Below are 20,246 nucleotides of genomic sequence, written 5' to 3'. Positions count from 1 at the left end.
AATGCTTGTTATTTCAGGAAATCTTTCCATTGGTTGCTGAATTCACGGATGCTCGGGAAGATGATGTTGGCTCCTTCGCGGGCCAAGAGCAAGTCGGGGAGAGGCCCGCTGTTGATGCCTACGGTGAAGATGCCGGCTGCCACGCCGGCTCGCACGCCCATAGGGGCGTTCTCCACCACGATTCCTTCCCACGGTTTCAGGGCTCCTGCCAGTTCCAGTCCTTTCAGATAGGGGTCGGGGGCGGGTTTGCCGTGCTCGATGTCATATGCCGTTACGATGTGCCCAGGGGCCACGAAGTCGTGAAAATCGTCGGTAAGTCGTTTGATGAGAGGTTTTTGTCCGCTTCCCGTAACAATCCCTATCTGCAGTCCGTCGGCCTTGATGTGCCGCATCAGGTCGATGACCCCGTCGAAGATTTGCGTCTGCGGCATCTGATGAAAGAGCCTCGCCTTCTCGTCATACATCCGTTGTGCCTCAGTCTCCGAGAGCTCTTTGCCGAGTTGATTGCGGGCATAGATGCGGATGGTGTCGATGCCCCGCATGCCTTCCGTCGCATAGGAGTCTTCCACCGTGAAGTGGATGCCGAACTCTGCCATCGCTTCCCGCCAGGCTTTGGCATGGCTGGGCATGGAGTCGTAGAGCACGCCGTCCATATCGAAGAGCACGACTTTGGGAGCAAAATTCCCAAAGCCGTGGTCTGTAAGGTATTTCTGAATTTCTCTCTGAACCATCATTTCTCGTTGGCGAGACGCTCTTTGATGGCTTTGCTCTCGGCCTCATAGCCAGGCTTGTCGAGCAATGCGAACATGTTCTTCTTGTAAGCTTCCACGCCCGGCTGGTTGAAAGGGTTGACTTCCTCCATCAAACCGCTGATGCCACAGGCAATTTCGAAGAAATAAATGAGTTGCCCGATATAGTATTCATTCAGCTTCGGGAGGCTGATGCGGATGTTGGGAACGCCGCCGTCCACATGTGCCAGGCGGGTGCCGAGCTCTGCCATCTTGTTCACTTCGTCGACGCGCTTGCCGGCGAGGAAGTTCAGTCCGTCGAGGTTTTCCTCATCGAAAGGGAAGTCGAGGTGGCTGTTCGGCGTCTCGATGGAGATGACCGTCTCGAAGATCGAACGCTCGCCCTCCTGGATCCACTGTCCCATGGAGTGCAGGTCGGTGGTGAAGTCGCAGGCCGCGGGGAAGATTCCCTTGTGATCCTTGCCCTCGCTCTCGCCATAGAGCTGTTTCCACCATTCAGCGATATAGTGCAGTTTTGGCTGGAAGTTGGCGATGATTTCTATCTTTTTCCCCGTCTGGGTATACAGGGCCTGTCGTATGGCGGCATACTGCGCGGCGATGTTCTCTGCAAAGGGAACATCCGGTGCGGTAGCCTTTTCCATGTCGCGGGCACCCTCAACGAGCTTGTTGATGTCGAAGCCGGCGCATGCTATGGGCAGCAAACCTACCGGTGTGAGCACCGAGAAGCGTCCCCCCACATTGTCGGGGATGATGAAACTCTTGTAGCCTTCCTTGTCCGCGCAGGTGCGGGCAGCCCCTCTCTTGGCGTCGGTGATGGCTACGATAACCTCGCGGGCTTCCTCTTTGCCGCGCTGAGCTTCGCACTGTTTCTTCAAAAGGCGGAAAGTAAGAGCCGTTTCAGTGGTCGTTCCTGATTTAGAGATATTGATAACGCCGAACTTCTTGCCTTTCAGATAGTCGGTAAGCTCGGCCAGATAGTCTTCGCCGATATTGTTTCCGGCGAACAGGATGTTGGGATTCTTTCTGTCATCGTTAACAAGCCATGTGAAAGCATTGCCCAAAGCGTCGATCACGGCACGGGCTCCGAGATAGGAACCACCTATTCCGGCCACGACCACCACTTCACACTTGGCGCGCAGGGTGCCGGCACAGGCTTGCACTTCGGCGATGAACTCGGGTGTGAGGGATGATGGCAGGTGAAGCCATCCGAGGAAATCGTTACCTGCGCAAGTGGCGTTCTCCAGAGCTTCCCGTGCGGCCTTGGCCTTAGGCTCGTAAGCCTCTACTGTCCCGGCATTCAGGAACTGGGCAGCTTTCGTGATGTCTAATGAGATATTCTTCATCGTTCTTATGTTTTTTATTGTGTTCTTTTTATCTGAAACTGTCGGTCAACAGTTTGATTTCTATCTGCGGGTTGATGCGTTCGTAGATGATATTGTAGACAGCATCGAGGATGGGCATGTTGACATGCATGTGTCGGTTGATTTCCTTCATGCACTTGGTGCCGAAGTAGCCCTCGGCAATCATTTCCATCTCTATCTGCGCGCTTTTCACCGAGTAGCCTTTGCCGATCATTGTTCCGAAAGTTCGGTTACGACTGAAATTGGAGTAGGAGGTTACGAGCAGGTCGCCCAGATAGACGCTGTCATAGACATTCCGCTCGATGGGATGCATGGCCGTGAGAAAGCGCTTCATCTCCTGGACGGCATTGGAAATCAATACCGCCTGAAAGTTATCTCCGTATTTGAGTCCCGAGCAGATGCCCGCCGCAATGGCATATACATTCTTCAGCACCGACGAATACTCGATGCCGATGACATCGTCGGACACTTTTGTCTTGATGAATTCCGAGGAGAGCACTTCGGTGAATGCCTGTGCCTTCTCCAGGTCCTTGCAGCCCACGGTGAGATAGCTTAGCCGCTGCATGGCCACTTCTTCCGCATGGGAAGGTCCGCCGATGCAAGCCAGATTGTCATGAGGGATGTCGTACACCTGGTGGAAGTATTCCGAGCAGATGAGGTTCTCGTCGGGCACGATGCCTTTGATGGCCGTGATGATGAACTTATCCTTGATGCGGGTCTTGAGTTTCTTAAGATGATTCTTCAGATAAGGCGACGGCGTTACGAACACGAGCGTGTCGTAGGCCTCCGCAATCTTGTTGATGTCCGTCGAGAAATCGATCTCGTTCACATCGAAATGCACGCTCGTGAGGTAGGCGGGATTATGCCCCATGCGTCTGAAGTCCTCTATCCGGTCGTCCCGACGCATATACCACCCGATGTGGTGGGTCTTGTCTACCACAATCTTGGCTATGGCCGTTGCCCACGAGCCTCCGCCGATGATTGCTATCTTGCCAACTCCGAACATTTACCGAGCCTTATCTATCCACGATTGAATTTCGTCTACGCTGGGTTTCTCGTAATTCAGCTTATACTTCTTATTGATTTCTCCTATCTTCTGTTGCAGGCCCTGGGCCTTTTCGTCCTTGATGTCGGAGATGAGGTTGAACCCTGCCTTTCGGAGTACATACACCCAGTCTTCCGGCACGCCGAGTTCCACCCATTCTCCGACGGTACTCTGCGGCATTTTCTTCTCGGGCTTCAGCTGCGGGAAGAGCATCACTTCCTGTATGTTGGGCTGCCCTGTCATGAGCATAGTAAGCCGGTCGATGCCGATGCCGATGCCCGAGGTGGGCGGCATTCCATACTGCAATGCCCTCAGGAAATCTTGGTCGATGACCATCGCCTCGTCGTCGCCCTTGTCGGCAAGCTTCATCTGGTCTATGAAGCGTTGCTCCTGATCGAGGGGGTCGTTGAGTTCCGAATAGGCGTTGGCAAGCTCTTTTCCGTTTACCATCAGCTCGAAGCGCTCGGTGAGCCCGGCCTTGGAGCGGTGCATCTTGGTCAGTGGCGACATCTCCACGGGATAGTCGATGATGAAGGTGGGCTGGATGAAAGTGCCCTCGCAGAATTCTCCGAATATCTCGTCGATGAGCTTTCCTTTGCCGAAGGTTTCGTCTACGGTCTCCAGTTTCAGGTCTTCCGTGGCAATCTTGTATATCTCCTCCTCGGTCTTGTCGCTGAGGTCGAAGCCGGTTTTTTCCTTGATCGCTTCCAGAATGGGCAACCGGCGGTAGGGCGCCTTGAAGCTGATGACGGTGTTGCCGCTCTTCACCTCGGTGGTTCCGTTTACCTCGAGACAGATGGTTTCGAGCAGTTTCTCGGTGAAGCTCATCATCCAGTTGTAGTCTTTATACTGCACATAGAGCTCCATGCAGGTGAACTCGGGGTTGTGGAACTTGTCCATGCCCTCGTTGCGGAAGTTCTTTCCGATCTCGTAGACACCCTCGAAGCCGCCCACGATGAGGCGTTTCAGGTAGAGCTCGGTGGCGATGCGCATGTACATGTCTATGTTGAGCGCGTTGAAGTGGGTGATAAACGGGCGTGCGCTGGCTCCTCCGGCGATGCTCTGCAGGGTCGGCGTCTCCACCTCGGTGTAGCCGGCCTCGTCGAAGAAGCGGCGCATGGCGCGCAGCACGGTGGCCCGTTTCTGGAAAGTTTCCTTCACGCCGTCGTTCACGATGAGGTCTACATACCTCTGACGGGCGCGCAGCTCGGGGTCGTCGAACTTGTCGTAGGCCACTCCGTCCTTGTATTTTACCACGGGCAGGGGCTTCAAGCTCTTGCTCAGGACGGTGATTTCCTTGGCGTGAACCGATACCTCGCCTGTCTGCGTGCGAAACACGAAGCCTTTCACGCCGATGATGTCGCCGATGTCAAGCAGTTTCTTGAATACCGTGTTATATAGCGTTTTGTCCTCGCCCGGGCAGATTTCGTCGCGGGCCACATATACTTGAATTCTTCCCTTTGAGTCCTGCAGCTCGGCGAAGGAGGCCTTTCCCATGATACGCTTGGTCATCACCCGGCCGGCGATGACCACATTGCGGGGCTCGCCCTCATCCTTGAATCCGGTCTTGATGTCGGTGCTGAACGCGTTGGTGGGGAACTCGGCTGCAGGGTAGGGGTCGATTCCCATATCGCGCAGGGCCTGCAGGCTTTGTCTGCGAACTATCTCCTGTTCGCTCAATTCTAATATGTTCATGTCCTTGGTCGTAACTTTTCTTTTTACAAGATGCAAAGTTACGAATTAATTTTGATATTGCTATGCCATTTTATCTTTTTTATATTATAAATGAGGTAGTGGCCGGAGGTGAAGCTCCCCATGGCTTGGAGGTTCCGAAAAAGAACACTGTTTTTTGTGGGGAAAAAGCATGCTTTCCGACCGGTTTCGGTCTCCGGAAATGGCGAAAATGGCGGGCGTGGAGGTAAAAGGCCGCTTCCTGTCTTCCTTCTAACGGCCTTTTATCATGCTTTTAACGGTCAAAAGCTCTCCTCTTAACGGCTTCCGGCCTTCCTTCTAACGGCCTTTTACTGGCGGAAAAAGGGCAAAAACCGGTCTTTTCAGCCTGTTTTCCAGATATGTTTTTCGGTCTTTTTGTCTTAACTTGTTGATTTATAGCGGATTATAAAACTGTAAAATTCAGCCCCGTTTTGTGTCCGAAGGATTGTCTGTTGCCGAAAAGGCCCTGATTTTTGATTTTCAGGTGTTCTGAAAGTCGGAATTCCGAGCTTTTCCATGAGGCGTGCGCGTCCCTTCAGAAAGTTCCCGCAGGCGATGAAAAAAATGCTGTAAATTTTGCCGGTGGCTGCCCGAAATCCGCAAGAAATCAGTATCTTTGCATCTTGTAAGTTATAGGTTATGCAATACTTAGGAGAATTCATATCGCTCTTCGTGGCCTTTTCGTGGACCGTTGCGGCATTGTCCTGCGAGATAGGAAGCAAGCATATGGGGGTTGTGGTGCTCAATGTGTGGCGCATGGGGCTGGCTCTCCTTTTCTCATGCTGTATCAGCGCATGGCTGATGGGTGATTTCCTGCCCGTGCACGCAAGTCTGGAATCGTGGACATGGCTGCTGTTTTCGGGCGTGGTGGGCTATTTCTTCGGCGACTGGTGCCTGTTCAACGCCTATCTTACCATCGGCTCCCGCTATGGCCAGCTGTTCATGACGCTGGCCCCGATGTTCGCCGCTTTCTCGGCTTGGGCTCTTATCGGACAGACGCTGACGGCCTCGGCTCTCCTTGCCATGCTTGTTACGCTTTCGGGCATTGCCATCAGCGTGTTCGGCCGTGGCGGGAAAAATCATCTTCTCTCGCTTCAGCTGCCGTTCAAGGGGGTGCTTTTCGGCATCGGCGCAGGTCTTGGCCAGGGGCTTGGGCTGGTACTTTCAAAGATTGGGCTGGATGCTTATACGGCCGATCTTATGGCCTCTGGTTTCAGCGGAAATGTAGATTATATCTCGTTCTCGGCCAATTCCGTCCGCTGTGTGGCTGGTCTGGCGTGCTTCGTGGCTTGGCTCGGCGTGCGGCGTGGAATGCCCGGCTTCAGGAAGAGTCTGCACGACCGTGCGGGCTTGTCGGCCATGATGGTGGCCGTGTTCTCGGGTCCCGTTATCGGCGTGGCCTGTTCGCTCATGGCCGTGCAGTATGTGGAAGCGGGTATCGCGTCCACCATCATGGCGATTTCGCCCATTCTCATTTTGCTCCCGTCGTATTGGCTTTTCAGGCAGAAGATCACCCTGCAGAGCATTGTTGGCGCCAGTGTGTCGGTCGTCGGCGTGAGCTTGTTCTTCCTGCTGTAGGCCACTCATGGAAAAAGATACTACTAAAGTTTAAGACGATGGATATAGAACATCTTAAAGACACGCTTACCCGGCTCGACGGACTGTCGAACCTTCTGGGCATGGAATTCATCTCCACGCCCGAAGACGATACCTGCATGGCCCGCATGCAGGTAGACGAGCGCAACAAGCAGCCCTTCGGCTTCCTCGCCGGAGGCGCCTCGCTGGCATTGGCCGAGAACCTTGCGGGCGTGGGTTCCATGGCCCTTTGTCCGGGCAAGATATGCGTGGGCATCAATGTGAGCGGGTCGCATGTGAGGTCGGCTCTCGAGGGAGATACCGTAACGGCCTATGCGCATCTGCAATACAAGGGAAGAACCCTGCACGAATGGCATATCGACATCAAGAATTCCAGCGATGATCTCATTTCCACCGTGCAGGTTACGAACTATGTAATGGATGCTCCGAAGGAATGACGCCACGGGTTCGATACAGGCTTCCGTACGAGGATCACTACACGCAGCTCGTCCAGCGTAAAGGCTCTCCTGAAGTGTTGGCATCGCCGTCGGCGCTGAATGGGAGGCAGGGATTCGTCTTTGCGCCCTTTGCGCCTTCATCGGAATGCCCCCTGTTGCTGATGCGGCCTGACGAGATAACGGTCAGGAGGGTTTCGGATGCCGGTGGCTTTTCGGGACACCCTTTGCCCCAAGAAGAGATTCCGGCCGGCCGCGCCGCCTATCGGGCAGACTTCCGGCGTTTCTTCGCGCAACTGCAGTCGGGTGCGTTCCGTAAAATCGTACTTGCCCGGTGCGTGCGTATACCGAGGAGCCGGCCGCAGTCGGCCGAGCAGTTGTTCCTCACGGCTTGCAGGCTCTATCCCCGTGTGTTTGTCGCCTTGATAGAGATGCCGCAGAGCGGGACATGGCTGATGGCCACCCCCGAGGTGCTGCTGAACGGAGAAGATGGCGTGTGGAGCACGATGGCATTGGCTGGCACGCTGTCCGTAGACCGCGAAGGCGAGAGCGCGGAGCGTGTGGAATGGTCGAGGAAAAACCGGGAAGAACAACAATATGTGGCTTCCTATATTGCCGATGTCCTGCACGGCTATGTCGACGGCCTGCAGATGTCGGAACCTCACACCGTGCGGGCGGCCCGGCTCTACCACCTTCGTACAGACTTCCGTTTCCGTCTGCGCGACGAGGAGCGGGTCGGCGACCTGCTCAACGCCTTGCATCCCACCCCGGCGGTATGCGGTATTCCGGAAGCGGAAACCCGCCGCTTTATTTTGGAAAACGAGCATGCCGGGCGCAAATACTATAGTGGGTTCTGCGGGCCATTAAGACTTGGGGGAATCACCCGACTTTTCGTCTCACTCCGCTGCATGCAGATACTCGACACGGAATATCGCCTCTATGCGGGTGGAGGTCTGTTGCGTGAAAGCGAGGAGGAGCAGGAATGGAAAGAAACCGAGGGCAAGCTCCAGACAATGAAGAAACTGCTAACTCCATAACTTGACTAATGTACTCGAATAAGGAAAGTGTAAATATCTTGACAGCGTTGCTTGCTGCCCATGGGGTCAGGCGTGCCGTGGTGTGTCCGGGCAGCCGTAATTCCGCCATCGTGCATAATCTGAACGAGTGCCCTGCCATCAGCTGCTATCCGGTTACCGACGAGCGTTCGGCCGCTTTCTATGCCCTGGGCATGTGTCAGGCGGCGAACGAGCCGGTGGTGGTATGCGTAACCTCCGGAACGGCTTTGCTCAATGTGTTGCCGGCCGTGGCTGAGGCCTGTTATCAGCACCAGCCTCTGGTGGTGGTGAGTGCAGACCGGCCCGGGCAATGGATAGACCAATTGGACGGTCAGACACTCCCGCAGCCCGATGCCTTGGGGCGGTTTGTGCGCAAGGCCGTCAGTCTGCCCGAGCCTCACGACGACGAGGAACGATGGTATTGCAACCGATTGGTGAACGAGGCGCTCCTCGCATGTCGTCAGAATGGCGGCGGCCCTGTGCACATCAATGTGCCTCTGACGGAACCGTTGTTCGACTATTGCGTGGAGAAACTTCCCGAGGAACGCCTCATCTCGTTGTATACGCCCAAGGCGGCTCTCATTGATGGGGCCATCATCCGGGAGTTCGAGAACGCGGAAAGGCCGATGATCATTGTCGGGCAGATGAAGGAAAATCCCTCGTTGGCTATTGATTTAGAGAGACTGGATGGGGCTGGCTATGTGGTTCTTCAGGAGCCTCTGGGCAGTAAAGGGCCGACGGCCCGTTATTTGGAGGAGGCCGTCGCTCTGGTGGAGAACGACGACCGCTACCTGCCCGACTGCATTTTCTATGTAGGCGACGCCCTTGTGAGCAAGCGCGCCCGTAAGTTTCTTCGCAGGGCAAGGCACGCCCACTGCTGGGAAGCGAACCCGGAGGGAGTGCCCCACGATGTGCTGATGAACCTCACGGGCATTATCCAGGCACGCCCGGAAGAAGTGTTACTGCAGTTCTGCGAGCGTCGCTCGCACGCTTTCCGCAACCTCTGGGCAGCGGCACGGATGAAAGTGAGAGAGCATCAGGAGCACTTCGAGCCGCCCTATTCTCAGCTCCTGGCCGTGAAATGGCTGGAAGAAACGACTGCCCGCGATGACCTCTCGTCGGCAATTCACTATGCCAACAGCACTGCCGTGAGGCTGGGCAATCTCTATTCCTGGCACCATATCCATTGTAACCGGGGCGTGAACGGCATCGAGGGGTCGCTCTCTACGGCCGCGGGATATTCCCTCGTGAGCGACGAGAGGGTGTATTGCGTGATAGGAGACTTGAGTTTCTTTTATGACCAGAACGCCCTCTGGAACCGTAACCTGCGGGGTAATCTGCGTATCCTGTTGCTCAACAACGGGGGCGGAGGCCTTTTCTACCAGTTGGATGGGCTGTCGGCATCAAGGGCTTGCGACGACCTCGTGGCGGGTCGGCATCAGACGACTGCCGAGGGAATCTGCAGGGAGAACAATGTCGCCTATTATTCTGCCGATAACGCCGCGGTACTTGAGAATCGGCTCGGGGTGTTGACCTCTGAGCATTCCGAGCGCCCCATCGTGCTGGAAGTGTTTACCAGTGCGGAACAGGATGCGGCACTCTACAGGAAGTATTATGAACTATTGAAAGGAAAGATATGAAAAGAGAATGGAAGAAAATAGAAGGTTTCGACTTTAAGGAAATCCTTTTCGAGGAGTATAACCATATCGCAAAGATCACCATCAACCGCGAGCGCTACCGCAATGCCTTTACTCCCTTGACGACATTAGAGCTGTCGAGGGCCTTCGCCTATTGTCGCGAGGCACAGGATGTGCGCGTGGTCATCCTCACGGGAGCCGGCGATAAGGCTTTCTGTGCTGGTGGCGATATGCATGTGAAGGGGCGTGGTGGCTATGTGGGAACCGATGGCGTTCCCCGTTTGAGTGTGCTCGATGTACAGATGCAGATACGCCGGCTTCCCAAGCCGGTCATCGCCATGGTTAACGGCTATGCCATTGGGGGCGGTCATGTGCTGCATGTGATGTGCGATTTAACCATTGCTTCTGAGAACGCGAGGTTCGGACAGACGGGTCCGAAGGTAGGTTCTTTCGATGCGGGCTTTGGTTCTTCCTATCTCGCAAGGATGGTTGGACAGAAGAAAGCACGCGAGATATGGTTCCTCTGCAAGCAATATACAGCGCAGGAAGCGGCTGATATGGGGATGGTGAACAAGGTGGTGCCCTTCGAACAACTGGAGGATGCCTGTGTGGAATGGGCTGAAATCATGATGGAAAGGTCGCCTTTGGCCCTGCGGATGATCAAGGCAGGTCTGAACGCGGAGCTCGACGGACAGGCCGGAATACAGGAGTTGGCGGGCGACGCAACGATGCTCTATTACACGATGGACGAGGCCCAGGAGGGAGGAAAGGCGTTTTTGGAAAAGCGGAAACCTGATTTCGACAAATATCCTAAGTTTCCTTGACATGCTGAGAGTTGACATTTCCCACAGGGTGTTGCACTTCCGACAGCCGGCAGGAACCTCCCGCGGCGTCTATAATACCCGCCATTGCTATTTTATAACCATCCGGAAAAAGGGGGCGGAAGGCGTGGGAGAATGTGCACCGCTACCCGACCTGTCATGCGACAGCATGTCGTCTCCGGCAGAATACGAGGCCGTGCTTCGCAAATTTTGCGACGAGGTGGAGAAGACAGCACAGATTCCTTATGAACAGCTGCGCCCTTACCCCTCGATGCTTTTCGGGCTGGAGACGGCCATGGCGCAGCTGGAAGCCGGAGGGAGCACGGCATTGTTCGATACCCCCTTTGCCCGTGGCGAGGAGGGAATACCCATTAACGGACTTGTATGGATGGGGAGCTTCGGGGAAATGTATGCTCGCCTGGAAGAAAAAATACGACAAGGATTCCACTGTATAAAACTGAAGATCGGGGCCATCGACTTTGGGCGTGAACTCGACTTGATGCGGCATATTCGAGAGTCTTTTACGAAAGAGCAGATAGAACTTCGCGTGGATGCCAATGGGGGATTTACTCCGCAAAATGCCATGGTAAGGCTCGAGGCGTTGGCACGCTACGACATTCATTCCATCGAGCAGCCCATCCGGCAGCGTCAATGGTCTGACATGGCCGACCTCTGCCGCCGTTCACCGCTGCCCATTGCGCTCGACGAGGAGCTGATCGGGGTGAACGACCCAGACAGAAAGGCCGAACTGCTCGACACGATACGGCCTGCGTATATCGTTCTGAAGCCTACTCTCCATGGTGGAATGTACGGTTGTGGAGAGTGGATACGGCTGGCTCGGGTACGAGGTATCGGATCCTGGATAACCTCCGCACTGGAGAGCAATGTCGGATTGAACTCCATCGCTCATTTTGCAGCCAGAACTTATGGCCCGGACATCACCTTTCCTCAGGGTCTGGGGACGGGACAGCTCTTCCTGGATAATATCTCAATGCCGATCGAAATCAAAGGCGATAGGTTGTGGTATACGCAAATCTAAAAGGAATGGGAATGACACTAAAGGAATTCCTGCGAGAATGGAACGATGACGCAGATAAGATTCTGGTGCACACCAGCGGCTCTACGGGGAGACCGAAGCCTTTGTGGGTAGAGAAGCAGCGCATGTTGAACTCTGCTCGCATCACCTGTGATTTCTTGGGCTTGAAGCCAGGCGACACGGCATTGCTCTGTATGTCGCTGGACTATATCGGCGGTAAGATGATGGTGGTGAGGTCGGTGGAGCGCAAGCTGCGCCTTGTCAGCGTACCGCCAAGCGGTCATCCCCTGCGCGGCTTGCCCTGCGCGGAGCCGATTACCTTTGCCGCCATGGTGCCGATGCAGGTCTATAATTCCCTGCAGGTGGCTGAAGAGCGGGAACGGCTGATGCAGATAAAGCATCTGATCATCGGGGGCGGAGCCGTAGACGACAGGCTTGCACGAGCCCTGAGAAGCTTTCCCCATGCGGTGTGGAGCACCTACGGCATGACGGAAACCCTCTCGCACATAGCCTTGAGGCGGTTGAACGGGGCGGCGGGCACCCGGTGGTACACTCCTTTTGAGTCTGTCAAGGTGAGCCTGAACGAAGAGGAATGCCTGGTGGTGGATGCCCCGCTGGTGCACGAAGGTCGTCTCGTAACGAACGACAGGGCAGAGCTCTCATCCACAGGAGGACAGGTAAGGTTTCGGATCTTAGGCCGGAGAGACAATGTCATCAACTCCGGAGGCATCAAGATACAGATGGAAGAGGTGGAAGAGGCCCTGAGACCGTTTTTGCGGAACCCCTTCCTGATTACCAAGCGGCGGGATGAGAAGTTCGGTGAGACCGTGGTTATTCTGACAGAAGCCACCGACCTTGCTGAGGTTTCGGAGGTTTGTGCTGGAGCTTTGCCCAAGTATTGGTGTCCTCGCAAATATGTCCATGTCGACCGGATTCCGCTTACGGCGGCAGGAAAGCCAGCCCGTGCGGAGGCCCTATCCCTCGCGGAAGAAGTCTAAGGCTTCCTTGATTTCCTCTTTGGAGGCGGTCTGGTTAATGCGGATATCGCCGATTTCCCTGAGAAGAGTCAGATGGATGTTGTCCCCGAAGTTCTTTTTGTCGTGGCGCATCAGTTCGATGAGGCTGTCATAATCATTGCAGGTAATGTCCAGTAAGCCATAGTTCTCGCGGATATAGCTTACGGTCTGGCGTAGTTTCTCGGTAGGGAATCCCGCTTTGACACAGCTTAGGTAAAGTTCTGGAATCAGCCCGAAAGCAACGGCATACCCATGTTCGATGGGAGTGTGGCCGTTCGTGAAGCTCCAGGACTCGAAAGCGTGGCCAAAAGTATGCCCCAGATTCAGGGCTTTGCGAATGTCTTTTTCCTTCGGATCTTTTCTTACGATTGTCTCTTTCACCCCGACGGAGGTCTCCAAGAGTTGCTGAAGCTGCTCGAAATCGGGAGCGTCGAGGTCGAAATTCAGAAGCCTTGCCCACATTCCCTCGTTAGCGATAAGACCGTGTTTGAGCATCTCTGCATAGCCGGAACGAAGGTTTCGGGAGTCTAAGGTCTTGAGAAACTCGGTGTTGAGAATTACGAATTGGGCCTCATTGAATACTCCGATCTCATTTTTCAGCCCGTTGAAGTTGATACCCGTTTTGCCTCCTACCGAAGCGTCGACCATAGCGAGCAAGGTTGTCGGGATGTTGATGAAGTCGATGCCGCGCTTGAAAGTTGATGCCGCGAATCCTCCGAGATCAGTAATCATGCCTCCTCCAAGGTTGATGAGCAGTGAATGGCGGGTGGCTTTGCCGTCACTCAGTTCCTGCCATACATGCGACAGCGAGCTGAGAGTCTTGTTGGCGTCGGTGGCAGGGATGCTGACGACATAGGCGTTGCGCAGGCTGAAGAAGCCATTGACGACCGGCCAGCAAAATTGAAAGGTGTGCTCGTCGGTCAGTACGAAGATTTTATCGTGTTCACACTCGGATATCGCGAGGGCGATATCCTGTTTCAGATTTCTTGAAATAAAAACTCTCTGCTCCATAATCATAACATTTAACGGGTTTAACCTCTGCAAATATAAGGAAAAGTTGATTTTTGTCCGTTCGGTTCCCCCTGTAAATTAAGAGTTTTTATGACTTCGTCTTCCATAATTGCGCACAGTGCTACTGCGATGTGCAGGTTTTTGCCGTTATCATATAGATATGTGGGTATAGTGGTTTAAAGAATTAAATATAGGGGCGTATTAAACTTTTTACATGCGGATGTGCCTAAACCAACAATACCGGACAGGACTATATGCGCGACCGCTTCTGACTGCCGGGAAAACAAGTGTCGGCTACCTGAAAAGTAAAAGGCGGCTAAAAGGCTGCCTTTTAGCCGTTAGAAGGAGAGCTTTTAGCCGTTAGAAGGAAAGTAAAAGGCCGTTAAAAGGAATGCCACTCGTGGCGTTCTTTTATTTGTTTGATTATCAGGAAGTTGCGAATTCCTCTGTTCCCCGGATAATCTCTTCTATGTCTTTTGGGAAAAACTCTATTTCCAGTTCATGTTCCTTGCGGGCGATATCATCGGCAGTATCGTCGGGTGAGAGAGGCGTGCGGTGCTGGGCGATAATTTCGCCGCCGTCTACCTCGTTGCTTACCCAGTGTACGGTCATGCCAGTCTCCGTCTCGCGATTGGTTTTCACGGCCTCGTGCACATGATGGCCATACATTCCCTTGCCTCCGTATTTGGGCAGCAATGCGGGATGGAGATTCACCATGCGGTGTCTGAAGACTTCTACCATGCCGGCGGGTATGCGCCGGAGGAATCCTGCGAGGACGATAAAGTTTATTCCGTAGGTCGACCGCAGCTGCAGGGGGAATTCGGGGTCGTTCAGCGTTTGCCTGTCAGCGACGAGGGTTTCCACGCCGTATCGGCTTGCTCTTGTCAGCGCGTAGGCCTCTGGACTGCTGCTTACCACCAGTCTTACCTTAATGTCGTCGCGTCTTTGAAAGTAGCGGATGATGTTCTCGCAGTTACTTCCGTTGCCGGAAACGAAGATGGCCAAGCTACAGGTCTGCATGTTTATCCTCCTCTTCTTGTTCCCAGTCGTCAGTCTCGTCGAAGCCATAGAGCGCTGGTTCCACGAAGGCATCCATGGCACGCCGGTCTTTCTTCGTAGGGCGACCCATGCCCCGGGCACGATCTACGAATCCGCTGATGCGGCTCATCTCGAGCAGTTCATACTGCTTGGGATCGGTAACATTCTCGTAGACCTGCGGGATGAGCTTAGCCCCCACGCGCTGTTCGATACAGTTGAGGACCTTGAGCGAATAGGTAATGGGCGGCTTCTTGACGCTGATGATGTCGCCGATCTTGATAACACGCGACGCTTTCACATTGGCCCCGTCGATGGTAACACGGCCATTCTTGATGCCGTCTACAGCCACAGAGCGAGTCTTGTAGATGCGTGCGGCCCACAGCCATTTGTCTATGCGTGCCTCTCGCTGTATTTTCAGGGTAGGTGTCTCTGCCTCTTTCGTCATTTCTTGCCGAGTTTGTTATATTGGTTCATGGTGAAGTCGATGCCGGTGAGCACGAAGGTTTTGATGATGTCCACCGCCTTATCGATGCTGGGCTGCAGAGTTTTCAGTTCTTCGTCGCTGTAGCGTCCGAGCACCCAGTTTACCTGGGCGCCTCGGGGAAAGTCGTTGCCAACGCCCATGCGCAGTCGGGCATAGTCTTGTCCGATGAGCTGCTGGATGTGGCCCAGTCCGTTGTGGCCTCCGTCGCTGCCGCTGCCTTTCAGTCGGAAGGCTCCGAGCGGCAGGGCTACATCGTCTGATACGACAAGCAGTCGCTTCTGGTCGATATTCTCCTTGCCGAGCCAGTAGCGCACGGCATTTCCGCTGAGATTCATGAAGGTAGTGGGCTTCAGCAGAAACACTTTGCGCCCTTTGAGGGAGGTTTGGGCCACAAAGCCGTAGCGCCTGTCCTCAAAAACAATATTGGACGCCTTAGCAAAAGCGTCCAATACCATGAATCCTGTGTTATGGCGGGTACCCCGGTATTCATCCCCGGGGTTTCCCAGCCCACATATTAAATATTTGTCCATTCTGTTTCGTTAGGCCTCGGGCTCATTCTCTGTCTCCTCGGCAGCGGCAGCGGCGCTTACGGCAGCACGCGTCATCTTGATGGAGCATACTACGACATCTTTCGGGGTAGCAATCTCAAGACCTTCAAAATTTAGTTCGCCCACCTTGATGCTTTTGCCGAGCTGGAGAGCTGTAACATCGATGTCGAGGTGCTCAGGAATGTTCTGGTAGGGAGCCGTAACATTGATCTTGCGGATAGAGAGGTTCATGCGTCCGCCGTCGCGTACACCTTGTGCCAAGCCATTGAGCTTAACGGGGATTCCGATGGTGATAGGCTTCTGATCGTTGACTTCGAGGAAGTCGACATGGAGCAGCGCATCGGTTACCGGGTGGAATTGTAGCTCTTTCAGAATAGCGGTGTGGTCCTGACCGCCAATCTGCAAATTAATAACATAGATGTGAGGAGTGTAGACCAGCTTGCGGAGCTCACTCATCTTGCAGGCAAAGGCCAGTGCCACCGGCTTGCCGTTTTCAGTTGCATGGCCATAGAGGTTACATGGAACCATTCCCTCCTTGCGGAGCATCTTTGAAGCTTTCTTTCCAAGGTCTGTACGCTTCTGACCTGCTACATTAATCTCTTTCATAATGTGTTACTCTAAATTAAAATGGATTGTTAATTCGCCATCACACTGAGTTGCGAAAAGCGATGCAAAGGTAAGCTTTTTATTTGGAATATGCAAAGTTTCCCTAAAAAAACATGTAATTCCCTTCCTTTTTCTTGCATATCAGGCGATTTTTCCTTAAATTTGCAGCACATATTATAACCCTACACATTATTATTAGAGAATGATAAACAGAGAATTGATTAGGATAAAGGTAGTTCAGTTAACCTATGCATACTATCAGAATGGCAATAAGAACATGGATAATGCCGAGAAAGAGCTACTGTTCAGTCTTTCAAAGGCCTACGATCTCTATAATTATCTCCTGCTGCTGATTGTCGAAGTGAGCCGTGAGGAACGCCGCCGACTGGAGATTCTCACTGCCCGTGCGGAGCGTGAGGGCACAGAGGCTCCGTCGCAGAAGTTCGCTTTCAATAAGTTTGCGGTGCAGCTTGAGGAGAATAAGGCACTTAATCAATTTGTGGACGACAAGAAACTTTCCTGGGTCAACGACGCGGAATTCGTGCGCAGTCTGTGCAACCAGATAGAGCAGAGTGAGACCTATAGTGAGTATATGGCCAGTGAGGACGACTCCTACGATGCCGACCGCGAGGTGTGGCGCAAGCTCTACAAGCAACTCATTCAGGAAAACGGGGAGCTTGACGCTCTGCTCGAGGAGAAGAGCCTCTACTGGAATGATGACAAGGATATCATAGATACCTTCGTGATGAAGACCATCCGCAGATTCGACCCCGCCAATAAGGCTAACCAGGAGCTTCTTCCGGAATATAAGGACGAGGAGGATCGCGACTTTGCCCGTAAGCTCTTCCGTGCAACCATTATGAATGCCGATGCTTACCAGCGCTATATGAGTGAGACTTCCCGCAACTGGGACTTTTCCCGTCTGGCCTACATGGATGTCGTAATCATGCAGATTGCCATTGCTGAGATGATGACTTTCCCGAATATCCCAATCAGCGTTACTATCAACGAGTATGTGGACTTAGCCAAGCTCTACAGCACGGTAAAGAGCGGCGGCTATATCAACGGTATGCTTGACTCCATAGCCCGCTATCTGGTGGATACCGGCAAGATGATGAAACCGATGCTGCCTCCTCGTAACAATCGCCACTAATAGAGCCTGATAATAAATTTTTAAAAGATAAACAGATATGACAACATTGATTTTGGCTGCCCAGGCAGCACAGGGTGGAGGCGGCATGGGCCTTCTCATTATGATGGTCGCCATCTTCGCGATTATGTGGTTTTTCATGATTCGTCCCCAGCAGAAGCAGCAGAAGAAAATCCGTGAGTTTCAGAACTCACTTGCCGAAGGCGCTTCCGTTGTTACGGGCGGTGGTATCTACGGTACGGTGAAGCGCATCGACATCGCCGCTAACAAGGTGGAGGTCGAGATTGCGCGTGGCGTGGTCATCACCGTGAACCGCAGCTCCGTGTACGCTGATGCCAATCAGCAGCCCCGCACATAAATGAGAAGGCTGTTGCCGATATGGAAATCTGTCAGTAGTTTCCTCTTCAGCGCGCTGAATAAGGAGTTTCTGATTTTTCTGTTCTTCCTCGTGCTGAGCGGAGTATTCTGGTTATTGATGACGCTTAACGAGACTTTCGAGAAGGAGCTTCCCGTGAAGGTGCGCCTTGTGAATGTGCCGCAGAATGCCGTGATGACTACGGAGATGGCTGACACGGTGGTTATCACCGTGCGCGACAAAGGCTTCGTGTTGAGCTCATATTTCACAACCCACAGGTTACAGCCTGTTACCGTGAACTTCCAGAGTTATGCCAATCAGTCCTCGGGGCGTGGAGTAGTGCCTGCCGCCGATGTACAGAAGCTCATCTATCAGCAACTATCAAACTCAACACGCATCTCACAGATAAGACCCGACAGGCTTGAATTCTATTTCAACTACGGCCGCTCCAAGAAGGTGCCGGTGCGCCTGACGGGCGTTGTGGCTCCGGCAAAGAACTATTCGCTTGTTCAGCAGCTCATCTCGCCTCAAAAGATTACCGTTTATGCCAATAAGAACATTCTGGATAGCATCCAGTATGTGAGTACCGACAGACTAAGCCTTCTGAACTTCAGCGATACAGTGAGACAGGAGGTACATCTGAAGAAAATCAAAGGCGTGAAGTTCGTGCCTTCTTCCATCACCCTCACGCTGGTGCCCGATGTGCTTACCGACGAGAGTCTGGAGGTGCCGATTACGGCGGTTAATATGCCGGCAGGTAAGGTCCTGCGCACATTTCCCTCAAAGGTGAAAGTGCGCTTCACGGTGTGCACATCAATGTTTCGCTCTATCAAGCCGGAGCAGTTCACCGTTGTGGCCGACTATAAAGAGTTGGCGGCATCTCCTTCCGATAAGTGCAGCCTCTATCTGCGCACTTATCCGCACAGTGCTTCCAAGCCGCGTCTGGAGATGAGCAGGGTGGACTATCTCATCGAGCAACAGTAGCCGGGGATGAAGAAGCAGGTCTGTGTAGCCATTACAGGAGGTATCGGAAGTGGCAAATCGTATGTTTGCCAGTTGTTGCGTAAGCGCGGAATCAAAGTTTACGACTGCGATGCGGCAGCCAAGCGGCTCATGCACTCAGATGAGGCATTGTGCCAAGAGCTTCGGAAACTGGTTGGCAACGAGGTCTTTCAGGGCCCGGAACTCCAGAAGAGGGTTCTGGCCAAGTTTATTTTGGCCAGTGAGGCCAACAAGCAGTCCGTGAATGATGTGGTGCATCCTGCCGTGGCTCGCGATTTCATCAGATCAGACTGCGACTGGCTCGAGAGTGCCATTTTCTTCGAGAGCGGCTTTTACAAGCGTGTTAATTTCGACTATGTGGTCTGTGTTTCGGCTCCGATCGAGGAGCGTGTCGGCCGGATTATGCGGCGCGACGGTCTTTCTCGCCGCGAGTCGTTGGAGTGGATTCGCCGTCAGATGCCACAGGAAGAGGTGATAAGGCGCAGCGACTTCAACATTGTGAACGACGGCCGACAAGACTTGGAAATTCAAATCGAACAAATCATTCATAAAATCTATCAATAAAAATGGAAACAATTCTTTCTATTGCAGGTAAGCCGGGACTTTACAAATTGGTTTCCCGTGGAAAAGTTAACCTCATTGTTGAGGCATTGGACGACACCCGTAAGCGTATGCCGGCCTTTGCCTCCGACCGTGTAACCAGTCTGGCCGATATAGCGATGTATACCGATGCTGACGATATTCCGCTCTGGCAGGTGCTGAAAAACCTGGGTGAAAAGGAGCAGGGCAAGGCTTCCTCGCTTAACTACAAGAAGTGCTCGACTAAGGAGCTCCGGGCTTATTTCGCAGAGATCCTGCCCAATTATGATGAAGACCGCGTTCACGACAGCGACATCAAGAAGCTGCTGCAGTGGTATAATCTCCTCGTGAAGAATGGCATTACCGACTTCGAGGCAACATTGGCTCCTGATGCGGGCGACCATATAGACGACCGGAAAGAAGAGTAGGCTTCTGATTTACATTCCTTTATCTAAAGGGGAAAAAGGCTTGGTCGTATGACAGAGTGTCGGTTTGGGCTGACATCCTGTCTTTTTCTTTGTCTGGTATGAATCTTGCATTTCTCCTGATGTCAACATTGAGTATTAATTTAAACATAGGAGATAAGATTATGTACGGAAATGAATGGTTGCCAGAAGTGTTCAACAGCTTTTTCAACAACAATATGCCACGCGTAAACGCGACGGCACCCGCAATCAATGTAGCGGAGTCGAAAGATAACTATGTCGTAGAACTCGCGGCCCCGGGGCTGACCAAGAAAGATTTCGATGTTACCATCAATGCCGATGGTGATCTTCGCATCAAGATGGAGAATCATCGTGAGAAAGAGGAGCCTCATGCACATTATCTGCGTCGAGAGTTCGCATTCGGCAAGTACGAGCAGACCTTGATCCTGCCGGATGATGTCGACAAGGCCAGAATTGCGGCATCGGTAGCCGACGGTGTGCTCATCGTGAAGTTGCCTAAGCTCGTGAAGTCTGAGGCACAGGTGGCTCGCCAGATAGAGATAGGATAAAAGTGTTTTCCATAAA

At 53.3% G+C, this 20,246-nt stretch carries 22 protein-coding genes; 13 read left to right on the top strand and 9 right to left on the bottom strand.

The genetic code is table 11. The features are described 5' to 3' along the window. Positions 1-8: 8 nt before the first annotated feature. The 4 genes from C7120_RS01475 to lysS are packed head-to-tail and all read right to left on the bottom strand — an operon-like array spanning position 9 to position 4,850. Positions 9-731 carry an HAD family phosphatase gene (locus C7120_RS01475; protein ID WP_107620073.1) on the bottom strand — a complete coding sequence of 241 codons (723 nt, stop codon included), beginning with the start codon at positions 729-731 and terminating at the stop codon, positions 9-11. Continuing rightward, the gene (locus tag C7120_RS01470; protein ID WP_107620072.1) at positions 731-2,092 is read right to left on the bottom strand and encodes a glucose-6-phosphate isomerase; all 1,362 of its coding nucleotides are present in this window, start codon (positions 2,090-2,092) and stop codon (positions 731-733) included. Before C7120_RS01470 ends, C7120_RS01475 begins: the two co-directional genes overlap by 1 nt. A 28-nt stretch (positions 2,093-2,120) precedes the next feature. After that, positions 2,121-3,116, bottom strand: coding sequence for an NAD(P)H-dependent glycerol-3-phosphate dehydrogenase (locus C7120_RS01465; protein WP_107620071.1), 996 nt, complete (start codon positions 3,114-3,116; stop codon positions 2,121-2,123). Next, positions 3,117-4,850 (bottom strand): lysine--tRNA ligase, encoded by a 1,734-nt coding sequence (gene lysS / locus C7120_RS01460; protein ID WP_107620070.1) that lies wholly within the window; start codon positions 4,848-4,850, stop codon positions 3,117-3,119. It lies immediately after the preceding gene. Positions 4,851-5,507: 657 nt separating this feature from the next. On the opposite strand from lysS, the gene C7120_RS01455 reads away from it, so the two are divergent. Genes C7120_RS01455 through C7120_RS01425 form a run of 7 tightly spaced genes read left to right on the top strand, consistent with a single transcriptional unit; the run spans position 5,508 to position 12,445 of the window. Continuing rightward, positions 5,508-6,446: a DMT family transporter gene (locus C7120_RS01455; protein WP_107620069.1), complete on the top strand. Its 939-nt coding sequence runs from the start codon at positions 5,508-5,510 to the stop codon at positions 6,444-6,446. A 38-nt stretch (positions 6,447-6,484) separates the two neighbouring features. Then, positions 6,485-6,901: a PaaI family thioesterase gene (locus C7120_RS01450; protein ID WP_107620068.1), complete on the top strand. Its 417-nt coding sequence runs from the start codon at positions 6,485-6,487 to the stop codon at positions 6,899-6,901. After that, positions 6,898-7,935: an isochorismate synthase gene (locus C7120_RS01445; RefSeq protein ID WP_107620067.1), complete on the top strand. Its 1,038-nt coding sequence runs from the start codon at positions 6,898-6,900 to the stop codon at positions 7,933-7,935. The genes C7120_RS01450 and C7120_RS01445 overlap by 4 nt, the downstream gene beginning before the upstream one ends. An 8-nt stretch (positions 7,936-7,943) precedes the next feature. Next, a complete protein-coding gene (menD, locus tag C7120_RS01440; RefSeq protein WP_107620066.1) occupies positions 7,944-9,593 on the top strand; it encodes a 2-succinyl-5-enolpyruvyl-6-hydroxy-3-cyclohexene-1-carboxylic-acid synthase in 1,650 nt (549 codons plus the stop codon). Continuing rightward, entirely contained in the window at positions 9,590-10,414 is an 825-nt protein-coding gene (gene menB, locus C7120_RS01435; protein WP_107620065.1) for a 1,4-dihydroxy-2-naphthoyl-CoA synthase, read from the top strand. The genes menD and menB overlap by 4 nt, the downstream gene beginning before the upstream one ends. A 1-nt stretch (position 10,415) precedes the next feature. Next, positions 10,416-11,450, top strand: coding sequence for an o-succinylbenzoate synthase (gene menC, locus C7120_RS01430; RefSeq protein ID WP_107620064.1), 1,035 nt, complete (start codon positions 10,416-10,418; stop codon positions 11,448-11,450). A gap of 11 nt (positions 11,451-11,461) precedes the next feature. After that, the gene (locus tag C7120_RS01425; protein WP_107620063.1) at positions 11,462-12,445 is read left to right on the top strand and encodes an AMP-binding protein; all 984 of its coding nucleotides are present in this window, start codon (positions 11,462-11,464) and stop codon (positions 12,443-12,445) included. Here the strand turns inward: C7120_RS01425 and aroB are convergent. From aroB to C7120_RS01400, 5 genes are all read right to left on the bottom strand, one after another. Continuing rightward, on the bottom strand, positions 12,422-13,474 hold the full coding sequence (gene aroB / locus C7120_RS01420) for a 3-dehydroquinate synthase (protein ID WP_107621339.1): 1,053 nt from the start codon (positions 13,472-13,474) through the stop codon (positions 12,422-12,424). The genes C7120_RS01425 and aroB overlap by 24 nt on opposite strands. A gap of 426 nt (positions 13,475-13,900) precedes the next feature. Next, positions 13,901-14,494 carry a phosphoribosylglycinamide formyltransferase gene (locus C7120_RS01415; RefSeq protein ID WP_107620062.1) on the bottom strand — a complete coding sequence of 198 codons (594 nt, stop codon included), beginning with the start codon at positions 14,492-14,494 and terminating at the stop codon, positions 13,901-13,903. Next, on the bottom strand, positions 14,481-14,957 hold the full coding sequence (locus C7120_RS01410) for an RNA-binding S4 domain-containing protein (protein ID WP_369916825.1): 477 nt from the start codon (positions 14,955-14,957) through the stop codon (positions 14,481-14,483). Before C7120_RS01410 ends, C7120_RS01415 begins: the two co-directional genes overlap by 14 nt. Then, a complete protein-coding gene (gene pth, locus C7120_RS01405; protein ID WP_107620061.1) occupies positions 14,954-15,526 on the bottom strand; it encodes an aminoacyl-tRNA hydrolase in 573 nt (190 codons plus the stop codon). Before pth ends, C7120_RS01410 begins: the two co-directional genes overlap by 4 nt. Positions 15,527-15,535: 9 nt before the next feature. Then, on the bottom strand, positions 15,536-16,150 hold the full coding sequence (locus C7120_RS01400) for a 50S ribosomal protein L25/general stress protein Ctc (protein ID WP_107620060.1): 615 nt from the start codon (positions 16,148-16,150) through the stop codon (positions 15,536-15,538). A 202-nt stretch (positions 16,151-16,352) separates the two neighbouring features. On the opposite strand from C7120_RS01400, the gene nusB reads away from it, so the two are divergent. The 6 genes from nusB to C7120_RS01375 all read left to right on the top strand — a co-directional run bounded on the left by nusB (position 16,353) and on the right by C7120_RS01375 (position 20,230). Continuing rightward, complete coding sequence (gene nusB, locus C7120_RS01395; protein WP_107620059.1) at positions 16,353-17,303, top strand: transcription antitermination factor NusB; 951 nt, start codon at positions 16,353-16,355, stop codon at positions 17,301-17,303. A 37-nt stretch (positions 17,304-17,340) separates the two neighbouring features. After that, on the top strand, positions 17,341-17,658 hold the full coding sequence (gene yajC / locus C7120_RS01390; protein WP_107620058.1) for a preprotein translocase subunit YajC: 318 nt from the start codon (positions 17,341-17,343) through the stop codon (positions 17,656-17,658). Further along, positions 17,659-18,639, top strand: a complete 981-nt coding sequence (locus tag C7120_RS01385) for a CdaR family protein (protein WP_107620057.1) — start codon at positions 17,659-17,661, stop codon at positions 18,637-18,639. A 6-nt stretch (positions 18,640-18,645) separates the two neighbouring features. Next, on the top strand, positions 18,646-19,221 hold the full coding sequence (gene coaE, locus C7120_RS13855; RefSeq protein ID WP_158267335.1) for a dephospho-CoA kinase: 576 nt from the start codon (positions 18,646-18,648) through the stop codon (positions 19,219-19,221). A 2-nt stretch (positions 19,222-19,223) separates the two neighbouring features. Further along, entirely contained in the window at positions 19,224-19,664 is a 441-nt protein-coding gene (locus C7120_RS13850) for a DUF5606 domain-containing protein (protein WP_158267334.1), read from the top strand. A gap of 161 nt (positions 19,665-19,825) precedes the next feature. Next, entirely contained in the window at positions 19,826-20,230 is a 405-nt protein-coding gene (locus tag C7120_RS01375; RefSeq protein WP_107621337.1) for an Hsp20/alpha crystallin family protein, read from the top strand. The last annotated feature ends 16 nt before the right edge of the window (positions 20,231-20,246 follow it).

The sequence above is a fragment of the Prevotella sp. oral taxon 376 genome (genome assembly GCF_003043945.1).
In the GTDB taxonomy this organism is placed as follows: Bacteria; Bacteroidota; Bacteroidia; order Bacteroidales; family Bacteroidaceae; genus Prevotella.
The sequence above is the reverse complement of the archived record's forward strand: the minus strand, read 5'-3'. Positions and strand labels throughout refer to the sequence as shown.